At 58.9% G+C, this 16,222-nt stretch carries 18 protein-coding genes; 10 read left to right on the forward strand and 8 right to left on the reverse strand.

The window, feature by feature from the left end; genetic code table 11:
- Nucleotides 1-221: 221 nt before the first annotated feature.
- A complete protein-coding gene (locus AC13QY_RS10230; RefSeq protein ID WP_488493429.1) occupies nucleotides 222-1,346 on the reverse strand; it encodes a hypothetical protein in 1,125 nt (374 codons plus the stop codon).
- A 184-nt stretch (nucleotides 1,347-1,530) separates the two neighbouring features.
- Here AC13QY_RS10230 and AC13QY_RS10235 point away from each other — a divergent pair, with 184 nt between their 5' ends.
- Nucleotides 1,531-1,995, forward strand: coding sequence for a MaoC family dehydratase (locus AC13QY_RS10235; RefSeq protein WP_113332239.1), 465 nt, complete (start codon nucleotides 1,531-1,533; stop codon nucleotides 1,993-1,995).
- A complete protein-coding gene (locus AC13QY_RS10240) occupies nucleotides 1,992-2,459 on the forward strand; it encodes a MaoC family dehydratase (RefSeq protein WP_113351849.1) in 468 nt (155 codons plus the stop codon). Before AC13QY_RS10235 ends, AC13QY_RS10240 begins: the two co-directional genes overlap by 4 nt.
- Nucleotides 2,460-2,508: 49 nt before the next feature.
- Here the strand turns inward: AC13QY_RS10240 and AC13QY_RS10245 are convergent, their stop codons facing one another.
- The 4 genes from AC13QY_RS10245 to petA all read right to left on the reverse strand — a co-directional run bounded on the left by AC13QY_RS10245 (nucleotide 2,509) and on the right by petA (nucleotide 5,925).
- Nucleotides 2,509-3,051: an adenine phosphoribosyltransferase gene (locus tag AC13QY_RS10245; protein ID WP_152092625.1), complete on the reverse strand. Its 543-nt coding sequence runs from the start codon at nucleotides 3,049-3,051 to the stop codon at nucleotides 2,509-2,511.
- Between the two features lie 117 nt (nucleotides 3,052-3,168).
- Nucleotides 3,169-4,035, reverse strand: a complete 867-nt coding sequence (locus AC13QY_RS10250; protein ID WP_069612669.1) for a cytochrome c1 — start codon at nucleotides 4,033-4,035, stop codon at nucleotides 3,169-3,171.
- Between the two features lie 22 nt (nucleotides 4,036-4,057).
- Complete coding sequence (locus tag AC13QY_RS10255; RefSeq protein WP_112413580.1) at nucleotides 4,058-5,332, reverse strand: cytochrome b; 1,275 nt, start codon at nucleotides 5,330-5,332, stop codon at nucleotides 4,058-4,060.
- A 14-nt stretch (nucleotides 5,333-5,346) separates the two neighbouring features.
- A complete protein-coding gene (petA, locus tag AC13QY_RS10260) occupies nucleotides 5,347-5,925 on the reverse strand; it encodes a ubiquinol-cytochrome c reductase iron-sulfur subunit (protein WP_113351847.1) in 579 nt (192 codons plus the stop codon).
- A 468-nt stretch (nucleotides 5,926-6,393) separates the two neighbouring features.
- Between petA and AC13QY_RS10265 the strand changes: the two genes are divergently transcribed.
- Nucleotides 6,394-7,341, forward strand: a complete 948-nt coding sequence (locus tag AC13QY_RS10265; RefSeq protein WP_113332237.1) for an endonuclease/exonuclease/phosphatase family protein — start codon at nucleotides 6,394-6,396, stop codon at nucleotides 7,339-7,341.
- 21 nt (nucleotides 7,342-7,362) lie between these two features.
- On the opposite strand, the gene AC13QY_RS10270 is transcribed toward AC13QY_RS10265, so the two are convergent.
- On the reverse strand, nucleotides 7,363-9,225 hold the full coding sequence (locus tag AC13QY_RS10270; RefSeq protein WP_113332236.1) for an ABC transporter ATP-binding protein: 1,863 nt from the start codon (nucleotides 9,223-9,225) through the stop codon (nucleotides 7,363-7,365).
- Between the two features lie 206 nt (nucleotides 9,226-9,431).
- Here AC13QY_RS10270 and AC13QY_RS10275 point away from each other — a divergent pair, with 206 nt between their 5' ends.
- Together AC13QY_RS10275 and AC13QY_RS10280 are read left to right on the forward strand one after the other, a co-directional pair.
- Nucleotides 9,432-9,707 carry a CopG family ribbon-helix-helix protein gene (locus tag AC13QY_RS10275; protein ID WP_113332235.1) on the forward strand — a complete coding sequence of 92 codons (276 nt, stop codon included), beginning with the start codon at nucleotides 9,432-9,434 and terminating at the stop codon, nucleotides 9,705-9,707.
- Complete coding sequence (locus AC13QY_RS10280; protein WP_112721478.1) at nucleotides 9,707-9,982, forward strand: type II toxin-antitoxin system RelE/ParE family toxin; 276 nt, start codon at nucleotides 9,707-9,709, stop codon at nucleotides 9,980-9,982. Before AC13QY_RS10275 ends, AC13QY_RS10280 begins: the two co-directional genes overlap by 1 nt.
- 40 nt (nucleotides 9,983-10,022) lie before the next feature.
- Here the strand turns inward: AC13QY_RS10280 and AC13QY_RS10285 are convergent, their stop codons facing one another.
- Nucleotides 10,023-11,876: an ABC transporter ATP-binding protein gene (locus tag AC13QY_RS10285; RefSeq protein ID WP_113395369.1), complete on the reverse strand. Its 1,854-nt coding sequence runs from the start codon at nucleotides 11,874-11,876 to the stop codon at nucleotides 10,023-10,025.
- Nucleotides 11,877-12,269: 393 nt separating this feature from the next.
- Here AC13QY_RS10285 and AC13QY_RS10290 point away from each other — a divergent pair, with 393 nt between their 5' ends.
- A complete protein-coding gene (locus AC13QY_RS10290; RefSeq protein WP_113395370.1) occupies nucleotides 12,270-12,761 on the forward strand; it encodes a tRNA (cytidine(34)-2'-O)-methyltransferase in 492 nt (163 codons plus the stop codon).
- Nucleotides 12,762-12,855: 94 nt separating this feature from the next.
- A complete protein-coding gene (locus AC13QY_RS10295; protein WP_113395371.1) occupies nucleotides 12,856-14,007 on the forward strand; it encodes a hypothetical protein in 1,152 nt (383 codons plus the stop codon).
- A gap of 89 nt (nucleotides 14,008-14,096) precedes the next feature.
- Here the strand turns inward: AC13QY_RS10295 and AC13QY_RS10300 are convergent, their stop codons facing one another.
- Nucleotides 14,097-14,357, reverse strand: a complete 261-nt coding sequence (locus AC13QY_RS10300) for a hypothetical protein (RefSeq protein WP_041677939.1) — start codon at nucleotides 14,355-14,357, stop codon at nucleotides 14,097-14,099.
- A 171-nt stretch (nucleotides 14,358-14,528) separates the two neighbouring features.
- On the opposite strand from AC13QY_RS10300, the gene hemF reads away from it, so the two are divergent.
- The 3 genes from hemF (at nucleotide 14,529) to AC13QY_RS10315 (ending at nucleotide 16,222) form a co-directional block, all read left to right on the forward strand.
- Nucleotides 14,529-15,440 (forward strand): oxygen-dependent coproporphyrinogen oxidase, encoded by a 912-nt coding sequence (gene hemF, locus AC13QY_RS10305; protein ID WP_113351843.1) that lies wholly within the window; start codon nucleotides 14,529-14,531, stop codon nucleotides 15,438-15,440.
- 194 nt (nucleotides 15,441-15,634) lie between these two features.
- Nucleotides 15,635-15,913 (forward strand): hypothetical protein, encoded by a 279-nt coding sequence (locus AC13QY_RS10310; RefSeq protein ID WP_488493430.1) that lies wholly within the window; start codon nucleotides 15,635-15,637, stop codon nucleotides 15,911-15,913.
- 123 nt (nucleotides 15,914-16,036) lie between these two features.
- Nucleotides 16,037-16,222: a DUF1059 domain-containing protein gene (locus AC13QY_RS10315; protein WP_075851104.1), complete on the forward strand. Its 186-nt coding sequence runs from the start codon at nucleotides 16,037-16,039 to the stop codon at nucleotides 16,220-16,222.

Here is a 16,222-nt window from a genome sequence, read left to right on the forward strand (position 1 = left end):
CCGGCGCCTAAGCAATTTCAGGAAAAGTGCGAAGCGGTTTTCCGTCCGGAAATGCATTAGAGCCGGATGATTTCAGGTCTGTTCGACCTGAAATCTGAATCCGTCTCTAAATTAAAAAGTTAGAGGGGGATGTCGTCCGAAAACCGCGCACACTTTTCGGCATCCCGCTCTAAAACAAAAGGATAGAGCGTTTTCGCGATTCGAAGAAAAGCGGAAAAGCTCTATCTCAGCGCCGGCAATCTCGCCTGCAGACCGGCAGGCAGGCGTCGCACGACGATGCGCCGCAGATCGGCCCAGCCGATGCCGATAACGAGCACGACCAGACCGACAATCATCAGCACCAGGAATCCGACTTTGTCGAGCTCGGCATTATTGTGCCTGAGGATGGCTGCCGTCGCCAAGCCCAGCGACACGAGGCCGGCAGTCACAAAGGCGCGGCGATCGATGACGAGCCCGATCAGCATCATCACCAGCACCGCAACGAGGACGGTCACCGCCTGCAGATAGCCCCCGAAGAGGGCATCGGTGAGATTGGTGAAGACCATGCCGCTACTGGCGAGCTCGAGGCGCAAGGCCAAGAGGATCGTCGAATAAAGCAGAGCCGGCGCCGTTGCGAGATGCAGCCAGAAGGCAACGTCGGACCGGCGCGTAACTCTCTGCGGATCGCTGAGATCATAGCGCATTGCCAATGCAAAGCTGCCAAGCGCGGTCACCAGCAGGATCATCATCGTCTGGATGGGGTAATCCGCTGGCACATTCGAAGAGCCAGTTACCGTGCCGGCGACATAGAAAACTGCGGCGAGAAACAGGCCAAACAGCGAAAACAGGAACAAGGCCAGCGACAGCGGGACGCGGTAGCGCCAGTAAAACAAGGCCAGCGACAGCGGAAATGGCGCCACCAGCACGATTGCGCCGACCGTGAAATTATCGCTCAGCGTCGGTGTGGAACTCACATAGCTGACCACCATGTAAAAAATCCAGACAACGAGCGCGACGGTCAAGACCACGGCCGGAAGCGCCAACCGCTGTCGGCGCACCAGGATCTCGGCCAGGACGACGATTGCCAGCAAGGGCGCATAACGGTTCGCCAGCCCCCATAGCCCCATGAGCAAAACGACGAGACCGATAGTGATGAGCACATCGTGAAAGCCCCGCACGAAACGCGGCGCTTCCGTATCCTCCAGAGGGTTGGGATCATCTGGAAAACGCGGTGCAGAGAGACCCTGTCCGGTCGGCAACGCACCGATGTTCTTGTCCGCCAGATAGGGCAGCAATCTCTCGGCCTGACTGGAGGAAATGATCCCCGCGCCGGCTGCCTCTTCCAATGCGACTTTGAGTTCGCTCATTCCAGCTCTCACATCATCTTGCCACGACCAAGCCTCAACATATCGCCGGCATACAATCAAGGGCTGTCGGCGGCCAATAGACAGTCATCGTCGTCCCTTCTTTGTATTGACCGTGAAAATGCTTGCGCCAGCACCGCGGGCCATGCGATTGCCGATAAACGAGACGTGGAGGACGACAGAAGATATGACGAAATTCGTCTACGAAGACTTCCTGCCGGGACGAGAATTTCCGCTCGGCCCAAAGCATGTAACGGCGGCGGAGATCATCGAGTTCGCTAGCGAATTCGACCCACAACCGATGCATCTGGACGAGGAAGCCGGCCGTGCCAGCATTCTCGGCGGCCTTGCCGCTTCCGGCTGGCATACATCGTCCATGTTCATGCGCATGATGTGCGACTCCTATCTCCTTGCCACCGATGCCGAAGGCGCGCCCGGCATCGATTTCATGGAGTGGAAAAAGCCCGTTCTGGCCGGAGATACACTCTCTGGCCGGTCCATCGTCGTGGAGATACGCGCCATGCGTTCTCGCCCCGGCATCGGCATCGTCAAGTTTCGCCACGAGGTCGAAAATCAACGCGGCGAACTGGTCTGCCTCGGAGAGAATGCGGTCATGATCCGCATGCGCAGCGTCGCGGAGGTTTCGGCATGAAGATGAGCGACCTCTACGCTGTCGGCGAACGCATCGACATCGGCAGCCATACCTTCACGCCTGAGGGCATCGTCCATTTTGCCTCGCGCTTCGACCCGCAAATCTTCCATATGGATGCGGAAGCAGCCAAGCATTCCTTGTTCGGCGGCCTCTGTGCCTCGGGATGGCATAGCTGCTCCATGTGGATGCGCAGCTTCGTCGATTACTGGAAATCCGAAACGGCAAGACTGACCGCCGAGGGCAAGACGCCGCCCGTTCTCGGCCCCTCGCCCGGCTTTACGAAGCTGCAATGGCTGCGGCCCGTCTTTGCCGGCGATACCATCAGTTATGGCGTTGCGATCCTTGGTAGCCGCGCTTTGGCCTCGCGCCTGGGCTGGACGCTCTACACACTCGCTTGTGACGGAATAAACCAGGACGGCTTGCCGGCCCTACGGTTCGAAAGCACGGTGCTTGCCTCTGAATAGCGAGCTGCGGGGCCGTTCATAACGGCCCTCGCCAATCTTCCGAACGCGGTCAGTGACCGGAAAATTCCACCAGTGTGTGAACCGGCACGTCAAGCTCCTCGAGCTTCCTGCGGCCACCAAGTTCAGGCAGGTCGACGACGAAGCAGGCGGCAACCACTTCGGCGCCGATCTGGCGTAGAAGCTTCGTCGCGCCGACGGCGGTTCCGCCCGTCGCGATCAGGTCGTCGACGAGGATGACCCTCTCACCCGGATTGACCGCATCACGGTGCATCTCCATTTCGTCGACACCATATTCCAGGCTGTAGGCGATGCGGACGATGTCGTGCGGCAGCTTGCCCTTCTTGCGGATCGGCACGAAGCCGGACGAAAGCTGGTGGGCCACCGCCCCTCCGAGAATGAAGCCGCGTGCTTCCATTCCGGCGACTTTGTCGATCTTCGTGCCGGCGTAAGGCTGCACCAGCGCATCGACAGCACGGCGGAATGCCCTGGCGTCGCCAAGCATCGTCGTGATATCGCGAAAGATGATGCCGGGCTTGGGGTAATCCGGAATGGAGCGGATGCTGGCGGCAAGCTCCGAAGCAATAGTGTTCATCAAATATAGTCTCTCAGGCTGTGATAGGGCCGGTTGCACCCTATCAATACCAGGGCGCTATACCAACAAAAAAGGCGACCTCGCCGGGCCGCCTTTTCTCGATCATTGTCGCGATGCTCAGTGAGCGCCGGCCTTTGCATAGACGGAACGCTTGGTGAGATAGATCAAGATTGAGAAGATCAGCAGGAATACCATGACCATGAAGCCAAGGTGCTTGCGATCTTCCAGATGCGGTTCGGAGGTCCACATCAGAAACGCCGCCACGTCGCGCGCATACTGGTCCACAGTCTGCGGCGAGCCATCGTCATAGGTCACTTGGCCGTCGGAAAGCGGCTTCGGCATCGCAAAGGTCGCAGCCGCATCGAAATACGGATTATAGTGCGAGTTCTGCGGCACCTTGAACCCGGCCGGCGGCTCTTCGTAGCCGGTCAGCAGCGAGTAGATATAGTCCGGCCCACCTTCCTGATACTGCGTGAAGATGTCGAAGATGAACTGCGGGAAGCCGCGCTCGATTTCGCGTGCCTTGGCAAGCAGCGACATATCGGGCGGCACGGCCCCGTTGTTGGAGGCCGCAGCAGCCTCGTCATTCGGGAACGGCGAGTTGAAATGGTCAGACGGAAGCGCCTTGCGGCTGAACATTTCACCCTGAGGGTTCGGGCCGTCCTGCACTTCGTAATTGGCAGCGAAGGCCTTCACCTGTGCTTCCGTATAGCCGAGGTCTTCCAGCGTGCGGTAAGCCACCAGCTTCATCGAATGGCAGGCGGAACAGACTTCCGTGTAGACCTTCAGGCCACGCTGCAGCTGCGCCTTGTCATAATAGCCGAACGGGCCGGAGAAGGTCCAATGCTGCTCGCGCGGCTCCTTCAGCGGATAGTGCGGCGTCTCTGCTTCCGCGGCAGGCTTCGTTTCCGCAGCGATCACGGCAGCGGTCGAGAGGCCGCCGATGAGCGTCAAGGATAGAAGGCCGACAACAAGTTTTTTCATCGTTTTCTTCCTCTATCGCCGGTTATGCTTGAACCGAAGCGGCAACTTTACCGCCCTGTTTCTCAAGAACCGCTTCCGTAATCGAATTTGGAATGCGCCTCGGTGTCTCGACAATGCCGAGCACAGGCATGATGACGAGGAAGAAGAGGAAGTAGAACAGCGTCGCAAACTGCGCAGCCGTGGTGTAGATGCCTTCCGCGGGCTGCGAGCCCAGCCAGCCGAGCAGGATGGCATCGGCGATGAACAGCCAGAAGAACAGCTTGTACCAGGGACGATAGACGGCCGAGCGGATCTTCGACGTATCGAGCCAGGGCAGGAAGAACAGCACGATGATCGCGCCGAACATCGTCAGAACGCCACCGAGCTTGGAGTCGATCGGGCCGATGTTGAAGGTGATCGAGCGCAGCATCGCGTAGAACGGCAGGAAGTACCATTCCGGAACGATATGAGCCGGCGTCTTCAGCGGGTTGGCCGGGATGTAGTTATCGGCATGACCGAGGAAGTTCGGCAGGTAGAAGACGAAATAGGCGAAGACCAGCAGGAAGATGGAGACACCAAGCGCATCCTTCAGCGTCGCATAGGGCGTGAAGGCGACAGTGTCGGTCTTCAGCTTCACTTCGACGCCGGTCGGGTTCGTCTGGCCGGTCACATGCAGCGCCCAGATATGCAGGATGACGACACCTGCAATCATGAACGGCAGCAGATAGTGCAACGAGAAGAAGCGGTTGAGCGTCGGATCATCGACGGCGAAGCCGCCGAGCAGGAAGGTCTGGATCCAGTCGCCGACCCATGGGAAGGCCGAGAAGAAACCGGTGATAACGGTCGCACCCCAGAAAGACATCTGACCCCAGGGCAGAACGTAGCCCATGAAGGCGGTCGCCATCATCAGGAGGTAGATGATCACGCCGAGAATCCAGAGGATTTCGCGCGGCGCCTTGTAGGAGCCGTAGTAGAGGCCGCGGGCAATGTGCAGGTAGACGGCCACGAAGAAGAAAGATGCGCCATTGGCGTGCATGTACCGCAACAGCCAGCCGTGATTGACGTCGCGGACGATCTTTTCGACCGAGTTGAACGCAATCGCCGTGTTGGCCGCGTAATGCATCGCCAGCACGACGCCGGTCAGGATCTGCAGGACCAGCATGACCGCCAGCATGGCGCCGAACGTATAGGCATAGTTCAAGTTGCGGGGAACCGGATAGGCGATGAAACTATCGTAGACCATACGCGGCAGCGGAAGCCGCGCGTCTACCCATTTTTCGAGCCCTGTCGATGGCTCGTAGGACGAATGACCACTCATGATTCAGCTCCCCCTCAACCGACCTTGATCTTCTTTTCCGACGTAAACGCATATTGCGGGATGAAGAGGTTCTGCGGCGCAGGCCCGTGACGGATGCGACCGGCGGTATCGTAGACCGAACCATGGCAGGGACAGAACCACCCGCCATATTCACCTGCCTGGCCGAGTGGAATGCAACCCAGATGGGTGCAGACGCCGATCATGACGAGCCAGTTTTCCTTGCCCTCCCCGGCCGAACGGGCAACGTCGGTTGCTTGTGCATCGGACGGAAGATTGGCGTTGCGGGCGATTGGATCCTTCAAGTCCGAAAGCTGCGCACCCTTGGCATCGTCGATTTCTTTCTGCGTGCGGTTACGGATGAAGACGGGTTTACCGCGCCACTTCACCGTCAACGACATGCCGGGCTCAAGGCTCGACACATCGACTTCGATGGATGCAAGAGCAAGTGTCGATGCGTCCGGACGCATCTGGTCGATAAACGGCCATGCGACGGCAACTGCACCCACCGCACCGGCCATACCTGTCGTCAAATAAAGGAAATCGCGACGAGTCGGCTCGCCGCTGGACTCAACTGTCGTACTATGCTCGCTCAAAGCTGCACATCCTCTTCCCGCAAACCACGGCAAAACCGCGGTACCCCTCTCACTAACGGCGAATCAATGCGACCATAATTCCGCCATAGATTCCTCCGTAACCCGCTGCGTTCTAAGCTTGATCGCAAATTATGTCCAGTCTTGGCAAGGGGTCAGGGCACAATGTCGCGGCAAAACTGCGCTATTGCGTCGCAAGGCTGGAGCCTGAACTCTTTCTGTACCGATGCGAAAAGTTAAACCCATGAAAAATCTGGGGATTTCTGTAGTATCTTCTTATATTGCAAGGCAAAATAGACAATGATTTCAATGCTGCATTGCGGAAGGCACTGCGGTATCACCACTTTCGCCACTCAGTGTGACCTGCGCTTTACCACTTAAATCCAAATGGATTTCCCCCGGGATTTATGGAGGATTGCACTTGCTATCTTGCGCATACGAAGCAGCAAAAACGAAGCACGAGAACTTCTCATGAGACACACGATTTATTGCGTCCTATGCGTTCTCGCCACACTGGCGGTCGGCATCCTAGCCGCGCGTTACGTCGCCGATTCCTGGCTGCTGGCCTTTTTCGAAAGTCTGCAGACCCATATAAGCCTGTTCGCGATCCTGCTCGCCTTGATCGCATTCGCCTTCAAGCGTCACTGGTATGCGCTCTTCCTGACTGCCGCAGGGATCATCCTGCTGGTTCACTCCGTCCTCATGCTGCAGCAATACACCACGTCTTCGCTCGTCGCTTCGGCTGAGGCGAGCGGCGAGCATTTCAGGTTGCTCTCCTTCAACATAGAGGACAGCAATTTCGAAAACGGCCCTCGCATCGCCGATCTCATCATCGCCTCGAAAGCCGACGTCGTCGAAATCTTCGAGGCAGGACCGATCTTTTCCGAGATGGACCGCATCTTGAAAGTCTATCCCAACCGCATCGGCTGCGGCGTGATGACCACCGATTGCGATTCCCTGCTGCTGTCGAAGAGACCGTTCCAAACCCAACTCATGCGCAGCCTCGGCAGCCTCTGGGACAATCGCTTCATTCTCGCCACCATCGACATGGACGGCCAGCCCGTGAACTTCGCCTCCGTTCATCTGAGCAAGCCTTATTTCGATGCGTTCCACCAGATCGAGCTTGGCCTCCTCGCTCCGGTCCTTAATGACGTGAAAGGGCCGTTGATTCTCGCAGGAGATTTCAACGCCTCGGTCATCACGCCCGATATGCGCGACTTCCTGGCGGCAACCGGCCTTCGCCATGCCTTTCCCGAGCCCGCCACATGGCCGATTGCTGCGGGCGCCTATGGCATCACCATCGATCACGTCTTCGCTCGCGCGCCGTTGCGGCTGATATCCGTAAAGCAGATCCGCGACGCCATGGGCTCGAACCATTTCGGCCTGATGACGGAGTTCAGCGTGCCTCGGCAGAAATGATCCGGCGAGTTTCAGAGTGGCTCAATCTGCATCCGCCGCAATGAAACCGCCGGACTGACGTGCCCAGAGTTCGGAATAAAGGCCACCCCGAGCGATCAGCTCGTCATGCGTCCCCTCTTCGATGACCTCGCCCTTGTCGATGACGATCAACCGGTCGAGCTTAGCGATGGTCGACAGCCGATGCGCGATCACAAGCACGGTCTTGCCCTGCATCAGCCCATCCAGATTGGACTGCAGTACGGCTTCGGCTTCCGAATCCAGCGCGGACGTCGCCTCGTCGAGCACGAGAATGGGCGCGTCCTTCAGCATGACGCGCGCGATCGCAATGCGCTGGCGTTGGCCGCCTGAAAGCTTGACACCGCGCTCGCCGACATGGGCGGCATAAGCGGTGCGCCCCTTCTGATCTTCGAGGGCGGTGATAAAGCGATCCGCCTCCGCCCGCTGGGCCGCCTCCACCATCTGCTCGTCGGTAGCGTCAGGCCGACCGAAGAGGATATTATCGCGGATGGAGCGATTGAGGAGAGCGGTGTCCTGCGTCACCATGCCGATCGCGCTACGCAGCGACTCCTGCCTGACGGCGGCAATATCCTGTCCGTCGATCAGGATACGCCCACCCTCAAGATCGTAGAAACGCAACAGCAGATTGACGAGCGTCGTCTTGCCCGCTCCCGAGCGGCCGACGATGCCGACCTTTTCGCCCGCGCGTACGTTGAGAGAGAAATTGTCGATGATGCCGCCGCCGCGCCCATAGTGAAACGTCACATCGTCGAAACGAATTTCCGGCCCGGTGACGACCAGATCCTTGGCATCAGGCCGATCGACCAGACCGACGGGCTCGGAGATCATCTCGGCCGAATTCTGAATGGTGCCGAGATTGCGCATGATGGCATTGAACTGCGACATCATCCGGCCGAAGAGCATGTTCAGGCGCAGCACCATGCTGAGCGTGAAGGCGACGCCTCCGGTCGAGATTTCACCCGCCAGCCAGAGATGGACGGCGAGCGCGCCGATCATGGTGATCATGACGCCTGACAGCAGCGCCAGCGATGAGCGCACGCCGGTCAACAATCGTGTGAACGGCATGACGGCGGCCTGGAAGCGGTCGAAACCATTGCGGATGTAGTGGTCGTTCTGCTCCTCCCGGCCAAAGAGCTTCAACGTCTGAATATTGGCGTAGGCATCGACCATGCGGCCGTTCAGCATCGAGGACGCTTCGGCCGCGTTGCGCGCATGCCGGCGGATGCGTGGCACGAAATATCGCGCAAGCAGGGAGAAGACGCCGATCCAGACCGCGATGACCAGCGCCAGCCGCCAGTCCAGCCCGCCGACCAGCGCGATGGTCGATGCGGCATAGATGATGATGAACCAAACGACCTGCAGCAGCGACACAACGAGATCGCCCGTCGCCTGCCCCGCCGACCAGACCTTGGTGACGACACGGCCGGAGAAATCGTTCTGGAAGAATTCGACGGACTGCCTCGCCACATGGCGATAAGCCTGCCAGCGCACGAGATTGAGAAACCCTGGCACGACCACCTGTTCCTCGACCAATGCGCCGAGGCTGACGACAACGAAGCGCACCACGAGCACGACGAAAACCATGCCGAGCAGCGCCGCGCCATGGCCGGCAAGCAGCCCCGACCACCCCTCGCCCGGCTTCACCTTGTCAAGGATATCGACGAGATGCCCGACGAACCAGAACAGCGCCGCCTCGAGCATCGCGACGGCACCGCCGAGTGCCGCCATCGCCAGGAAAGGCCCCTTGGCCTGACCGACATAGTACCAGATGAAGGCACCGAGCGACCGCGGCGGCCGAAGATCGCCGCTGCGATAGTAAGGATCAATCCAGGTCTCGAACAGACGGAACACGGAACGGATGAACATGCCAGCGATATAGGGAATTTTGAGACACGCGCAAACTCACGGCGTGCCGCAGAAAAGGTTATATTTTCTTCATGTTCAGCCGCGCACTTGAAGTTCCGTTCTTCATCGGTGATTTAATCAAACTTAATCAGAAAGATTGAATCCGATAAATCTATACAAAATCCATCATTCGCCTATTTTATAGCAAGGAATAGGACGCGATCGAAATGAACAACAAGACGGCCGACACGAAAGTTCTGACGACACATGTTCCGCTGTCGTTGGCGGAAAAAGTTGACCAGATAGCCGCTCGGCTGGAGCGCTCCCGGGGATGGATCGTGAAGCAAGCACTCAATGATTGGGTCGCTCTGCAGGAAGAGCGTCACAGGCTGACACTTGAAGCACTGGCCGATGTGGATGCCGGGAATGTTGTCGACCATCAGCTTATTTGGGATTGGGTGCGCGACTTGGGCACGTCGGAAGACGAGGCTCAATCCCGTTGATCGAAATCAAGTGGACTGCGAAAGCACAATCCGATTTGATCCGCGTCTACGACTTTCTGGCACCGGTCAACAGGCCTGCGGCAATCAGAGCCGCACAAACTCTTTCATCCGCTCCGCTGCAGCTCCTTCAGCATCCGCGCATCGGGGAAAGACTTGAAGAATTCGAGCCTCGCGACGTCAGGCGCATCCTGGTAGGCGCTTATGAAATGCGCTACGAAATTGCAGGCTCGACTGTTTTCATTCTGCGCATATGGCACGGACGAGAAGATCGCTGAAACAATGATGGGGTGCCGAAGCACCCCAATTTTCCCTTCATCACTCCGCCGCCGCCTCGGCCTCCTCGTGATCCGCCAAAAACCCACCCGATTGCCGGCTCCAGAGTTCGGCATAGATGCCGCCCTCCTCGACCAGTTCCTGATGTGTGCCCATCTCGATGATCCGACCCTTGTCGAGAACGACGAGGCGGTCCATCTCGGTCAGCGTCGACAGGCGATGGGCAATGGCAATCACCGTCTTGCCGTGCATCAGCGCGAAGAGGTTTTCCTGGATCGCTGCTTCCACTTCGGAATCGAGCGCCGAGGTTGCCTCGTCGAGCACCAGGATCGGCGCGTCCTTCAGGAAGACGCGGGCGATCGCAATACGCTGGCGCTGGCCGCCTGACAGTTTGACACCCCGCTCGCCGACCTGCGCGTCGAGCCCGGTGCGGCCATGCATATCCACCAGCCCCTCGATGAAGTCCCAGGCATTGGCGCGCTTGGCCGCCTGGATGATTTCCTCGTCGGTCGCGTCCGGACGGCCGTAGGCGATGTTGTCGCGGATGGATCGGTGCAGCAGCGACGTGTCCTGCGTCACCACACCGATCATCGAGCGAAGGCTGTCCTGCGTGACGCCCGCGATATCGTGGCCGTCGATGGTGATGCGGCCGCCCTCCAGATCGTAGAAGCGCAGCAGCAGGTTCATCAGTGTCGTCTTGCCGGCACCGGAGCGGCCGACAAGGCCGACCTTTTCGCCGGCGCGGATATCGAGGGTCAGATCCTCCATGACACCCTTCGCCTTGCCGTAATGGAAGCGAATGTGGTCGAAGCGGATCGCACCTTGCTTGGCCACGATCGGCGATGCTGCCGGCTTGTCGACGATATCGTGCGGCTTCGTCATCATCTCCATGCCGTCATAGACGGTGCCGATATTTTCGAAGAGCGCCGAGACTTCCCACATCACCCATTGCGACATGCCGTTGACACGCATGGCAAGGCCGATGGCAATGGCGATGGAGCCGACGGAGATCGAGCCGCTGAGCCAGAACCAGATCGACAGAGACGAGACGATGAACAGCGCCGCGCAGTTGTTGAAATAGACCGATGCGTGGAACAGCGTCACCTTGCGCATCTGCTTGTGCACGGTATCGAGGAATTCCTCCATGCCGGCCCTCGCATACTTCTCTTCGCGGCCAGCGTGCGAGAACAGCTTCACCGTGGCGATGTTGGTATAGCTGTCGACCACACGGCCCGTCATCATCGAACGCGCATCGGCCTGCTGCGCAGCGATCTTGCGTAGCACCGGCACGAAATAGGCGACAATGGCGACATAGACGCCAAGCCAGGCCAGGATCGGAATCATCAGCCGCCAGTCAGCCGCCGCGATGACAAGGATCATCGACAGGAAGTACGTGAACACGTAGACGAAGACGTCGAGGATCTTCATGACCGTCTCGCGCACGGCAAGCGAGGTCTGCATCACCTTGGTGGCGACGCGGCCGGCGAACTCATTGGCGAAAAAGGTCATGCTGTGGCGCAGCAGGAAGCGGTGCATCTGCCAGCGCGCGATCATCGGATAGTTGCCGAGCAGCACCTGGTGCATGATGAAGCTGTCGAGGATCGCCGCAGCCGGCAAGCCGATCAGCACCATCGCGCCCATCCAGAACAGCTTGTGCCATTCCGTCTGCAGGAAGGTCGCCTTATCCGCATGTGTCAGCCAGTCGACGATATCGCCGAGGAACTGGAACAGCGCCACCTCACCGATCGCGATCGACATGGTGAGGATGCTCATAGCGATCAGCCATGGCAGAGCCGGCTTGGAATAATGCCAACAGAAGGCGAAAAGGCCGCGCGGCGGAGTGTCCGGCACCTCGCTCGGAAATGGATTTAGTCGGCGTTCGAACCAGCTAAACATTGAAATGCTCCAAAGACTCGACCCTTCGACCACCCACTGCGCTGAAAGATCGCAGACTCATATGGTGGCCGGGTGATAAAACAACGAGGCCATGCCGGCCGCGCAATGACTTAAAGAAGGGGGGTACTTGCGAATACGCGCCTTGTAGCGCCAGTCAAATCCGTGAGTTCACGGCCTGGAGGCGCATTATCACAAACAAGATATCCATCTGTGCCTCCTTCTTTCGCAAGTTGTAGAGCGCTCGTCTTTTAGCGCGACTTTTTCTGTTTGAAAAGCGAAATATGCCTGAAAAATGGGCTGAATCCTTCAATTCTCTTTATAGGAGACATCACGGAAATGAAGGGCGCGCGAAAAATCTGAGACAAATCCAGGCGATTTCGCTAGTTGCAGCATATGACAAAACTGCGCATCGCCCTTTACCAACCCGACATTCCCGGCAACACCGGCACGATCCTGCGGCTCGCCGCCTGCCTCGGCCTCGGCGTCGACATTATCGAGCCGGCCGGCTTCGACATATCGGACCGCAATCTGAAGCGCGCCGGCATGGATTATCTTGCCGCCGTCACCCTGACCAGGCACGTCAATTGGGAGCGCTTCGAGACGTGGAGGCAGGAAAGCGGGCGGCGGCTGGTGCTGGCTTCAACGAAGGCGGCCCAGCGCTACACGGATTTTGCTTATCGCGACGACGATATCCTCCTCTTCGGCCGCGAAAGCGCCGGCGTGCCGGAGCATGTGCATGAAAAGGCCGATGGCCGCGTCCTGATCCCCATGGTGGAGGGCCAACGCTCCATCAATGTTGCGATGTCGGCCGCCATGATATCGGGGGAAGCCTTGCGGCAAACGCAATGGCCGCCGCTTACCGCACTGGGGCTGCACCGGGCCTGAATGTCGCACCCGAATAGGCGTTGGCACGCCGGATAAAGTGTGAGAAGCTTCGCTCTGGAATGCTCTAACTCAGGCAACCTTGGCGAGGTGACCCATGTTCCAGACGGCATTCACGCTTTCCCTGACGCAGTTCGCACGTACATTGAGCCTCCCCGAACGGCTCCAGCACTCCCCTTTGCGCAACCTTGCGCTTGAGGGCCTTCGCCAGCGCAACCTCGCTCTCGATGCGCTGTTCTACGACGTCAAGGTCATTACACCCGAGGAAGCTTTCTACATCAGTGACTCGCTCGCCGCCGAAGGCGCGATCCTGATCGTGCCGCCGAGCGGCCTTGGGGCGCTCACCCTCTGCGAAACCATCGATGAATTTGTCTTGCGCGGCGGCGGCAATGCCCGGGCGCTCGCAGTCGCCGGCATCGGCGGTTCCGCGCTCGGTGCCGCCGCCTTTGCCCGCAACGTGGCCGATGCGATCGACGCACCAGTCGCCGTTGTCGTCTCAGGCTACGGCATCGCCGACGCCATCACTGAAGCCTTTGGCGGATCGTTTTTCTTCGGTCATTTGAGGGGGCTGCGGCCGTTGCTTGAAAGGCTGGATGATCTTGCCGGCCGGCCCAAGGTTGGAGCGCAGCGCAATGAAACGGCTGCCCGCACCAGCCTGGACACCAGAACGGTACAGGCGCTTCTCGCCGATCCCCGACTCTCCTTCCCTCTACTGGCGGGACACTCCAAAGGCAATCTCGTCCTTTCTGCCGCCCTGCATAACCTCTCGAAGCAGGATGAAGGACGAGTTGCTGAGCTGGCGCGGCATACGAAGATCGTGACGATCGGCGCGCGCATCGCAATGCCTCCGGTATTCAACGATGTCATCGATGTCATGGGCGAGTGGGACTGGTTTGGAGAGATCAATTCCCGACGGTTCATCCACGCCGATCAGCGCGTCGCGCATGCATGGCATCACACGAACACCGATTTGGGCGGCCACCTGCCGGTGACCATCACGCTGATGGAGATTCTCGCGGCATCACCCATTGCCGAAGATCAGAAAGCTGAAGAACACCAAGCTGCAAAGCTCGGTGCCGCGGCCGAACCGGCGGCAATACAGGAGACAAAGTCTCCGCCGCCTTCGGCCGGCGGTAATACGACTGCGATCGAGAAGGTCAAGAAAGCTTTCTCCGCGAGGCCTATGCCAAGCGCTCAGCCGGCCGCGTTCGGCCCGTCGGATGATCCGTCACCGACCATGCCGCATTGAGCTGACGACCAATCGCCAGCCAGCCTCGGAGGAACGGGAACACACTTCGAGAGCCATCACCCGTCGATGCGAGCGCCGTATCGTTCAGTTCAGTCCGCCGACGGCAAGCGCCGCATGGTGAATTCGATGCGATCGCCGTCGACCTGACGCCAGCTTTCGACCTCGGTCCAATAGGCGGCTTTCGGGAACTCGTTGAACCATTCACGCGCCTTTTCGCGCGCTTCGGGGCGACTGAGACAAAAGGTCTCGCGAACGAATTCACTCTTTCCACCGGCGGGATGGTCCTGCCGATAACGGAATATTCTGTTTCTCAACCCATCCAGGGGCGGCGGTCCGGGTATCTTCATGATAAAACCTCGCCTTTGAGAGAGGGAACATAATACCGCATTGTGAAATTTGCGAGTCGATTCTCCTGCGACGTTGCTGCACTGGCTGCGCCGCAATCTTGCTGATATTCCAACTCACGATACATACGGTGCGAATCGCGGGCCGCCGGCTGCTCGCACCGTCGGAGAGCATGAATGGAACGACCCAATCTTCCCAAGGGATTACCCGAGGATATTGAAGAAAAGAAAGAGGCAGCGCGACACTGGTTCGAGGGCCTGCGCGACACGATCTGCGCTGAGTTCGAGCAGCTGGAGAACGAGCTGACCGGCCCCCTTTCCGACCAGGAACCAGGCCGCTTCGTCGCCAAGGACTGGCAGAGGGACAAGGGCCAGGGCGGCGGCGGCCGCATGTCGATGATGGAGGGGCGCGTCTTCGAGAAGGTCGGCGTCCACACCTCGACCGTCTATGGCGAATTCTCTCCCGATTTCCGCAGCCAGATTCCGGGCGCCGAGGAAGATCCCCGCTTCTGGGCCTCGGGGCTCTCGCTGATCGCCCACCCCGTCAATCCTAACGTGCCGGCCGTGCATATGAACACGCGCATGGTGGTGACGACGAGCCAGTGGTTCGGCGGCGGCGCCGACCTGACGCCGGTACTCGATCGCCGACGCACCCAGGAAGATCCCGACAGCGCCCTCTTCCACCGCGCCATGCAGATCGTCTGCGACCGCCATGCCGTCGCCGACTACCAACGCTACAAGAGTTGGTGCGACGAATATTTCTTCCTAAAGCACCGCAACGAGCCGCGTGGCATCGGCGGCATCTTCTTCGATTGGCTGCATTCTTCGGAAGACGCCGGCGGCTGGAATGCCGATTTCGCCTTCACCCGCGACGTCGGCCGCGCCTTCGCGATGGTTTACCCGCGCATTGTCCGCTCGAATTTCAACGAAACATGGACGGAAGAGGATCGCGACGAGCAATTAATTCGTCGCGGACGTTATGTGGAGTTCAATTTGCTGTACGATAGGGGTACAATATTCGGACTGAAGACAGGCGGCAACGTGGAGTCGATCCTATCGTCTCTGCCGCCGGTGGTGCGCTGGCCCTAAGACACGTCGCGCAAAAGCAGGCGGCGATTTGCGATAACGACGCAGGGAAAGCTTCGAACTTCAAGCGCAGCGAACGAATCCGAAAGATCGCGATGCGCTGAGACGTTCAACATGAAATGATCGGACGGTGTCCTGAAATCGGCGGGAGGAGTGCCTAAGTGATCTAATGCTCGTTTCAATCGGAGGAGGTTGTAATGGCAGCAGAGAAACAAGTCACGGAAGCTTCGAAAGAACGGAAACTTTCGCGCACAGTCGATAGTCCGGAGTTCATCATCCGACTGGCGGAGGATATGCGGATCCGCAGTGGATCCGATCTGCCCCTTTCCTGCTTCATAGAGCAGGTGAGGATGCAGCTGGCGGGCGAATCACCGAGCGATATCGCCCGCTTCGCGGCCGATCGTTCGGCCAAGCAAGTGCCTATCACTCGCTATCAATCGTCGGATTGCTTCAAATCCTGGGCGATGCCGGATTAATGTCCGGAAAGCCGCCGGCAAGCTGGAGACTTGCCGGACGGCAGAAACCTTTTCTCGTTCGTTGCGTTTAGGTCTTCAGGTCCTTTGTAGGGCGAGAATCCGCTGAAAGATGAGGAGGAAGATATGCGACTGTTCGAATGTGGTACGCTCGTGCCCGGTTGCGCCTGGCATACTCGCGCCAAGGATGACGCCGAGGTGGTTCGTCGCGCGGTCGAGCACATGCGCGAAGCGCATGGCGAAACCATCATCCGCGAAAACATGGTCGACAATATCAAGGCCCGAATTCGCGACGAGGCAAACGCAGCCTGA

It is taken from the genome of Martinezella sp. CNPSo 3795, assembly GCF_057784475.1.

Bases quoted from the DNA above. Each gene is read 5' to 3' on its own strand.
- AC13QY_RS10230 (WP_488493429.1), bottom strand. From the start codon at position 1,346: ATGAGCGAACTCAAAGTCGCATTGGAAGAGGCAGCCGGCGCGGGGATC.
- AC13QY_RS10235 (WP_113332239.1), top strand. From the start codon at position 1,531: ATGACGAAATTCGTCTACGAAGACTTCCTGCCGGGACGAGAATTTCCG.
- AC13QY_RS10240 (WP_113351849.1), top strand. From the start codon at position 1,992: ATGAAGATGAGCGACCTCTACGCTGTCGGCGAACGCATCGACATCGGC.
- AC13QY_RS10245 (WP_152092625.1), bottom strand. From the start codon at position 3,051: ATGAACACTATTGCTTCGGAGCTTGCCGCCAGCATCCGCTCCATTCCG.
- AC13QY_RS10250 (WP_069612669.1), bottom strand. From the start codon at position 4,035: ATGAAAAAACTTGTTGTCGGCCTTCTATCCTTGACGCTCATCGGCGGC.
- AC13QY_RS10255 (WP_112413580.1), bottom strand. From the start codon at position 5,332: ATGAGTGGTCATTCGTCCTACGAGCCATCGACAGGGCTCGAAAAATGG.
- AC13QY_RS10265 (WP_113332237.1), top strand. From the start codon at position 6,394: ATGAGACACACGATTTATTGCGTCCTATGCGTTCTCGCCACACTGGCG.
- AC13QY_RS10270 (WP_113332236.1), bottom strand. From the start codon at position 9,225: ATGTTCATCCGTTCCGTGTTCCGTCTGTTCGAGACCTGGATTGATCCT.
- AC13QY_RS10275 (WP_113332235.1), top strand. From the start codon at position 9,432: ATGAACAACAAGACGGCCGACACGAAAGTTCTGACGACACATGTTCCG.
- AC13QY_RS10285 (WP_113395369.1), bottom strand. From the start codon at position 11,876: ATGTTTAGCTGGTTCGAACGCCGACTAAATCCATTTCCGAGCGAGGTG.
- AC13QY_RS10290 (WP_113395370.1), top strand. From the start codon at position 12,270: ATGACAAAACTGCGCATCGCCCTTTACCAACCCGACATTCCCGGCAAC.
- AC13QY_RS10295 (WP_113395371.1), top strand. From the start codon at position 12,856: ATGTTCCAGACGGCATTCACGCTTTCCCTGACGCAGTTCGCACGTACA.
- hemF (WP_113351843.1), top strand. From the start codon at position 14,529: ATGGAACGACCCAATCTTCCCAAGGGATTACCCGAGGATATTGAAGAA.
- AC13QY_RS10310 (WP_488493430.1), top strand. From the start codon at position 15,635: ATGGCAGCAGAGAAACAAGTCACGGAAGCTTCGAAAGAACGGAAACTT.
- AC13QY_RS10315 (WP_075851104.1), top strand. From the start codon at position 16,037: ATGCGACTGTTCGAATGTGGTACGCTCGTGCCCGGTTGCGCCTGGCAT.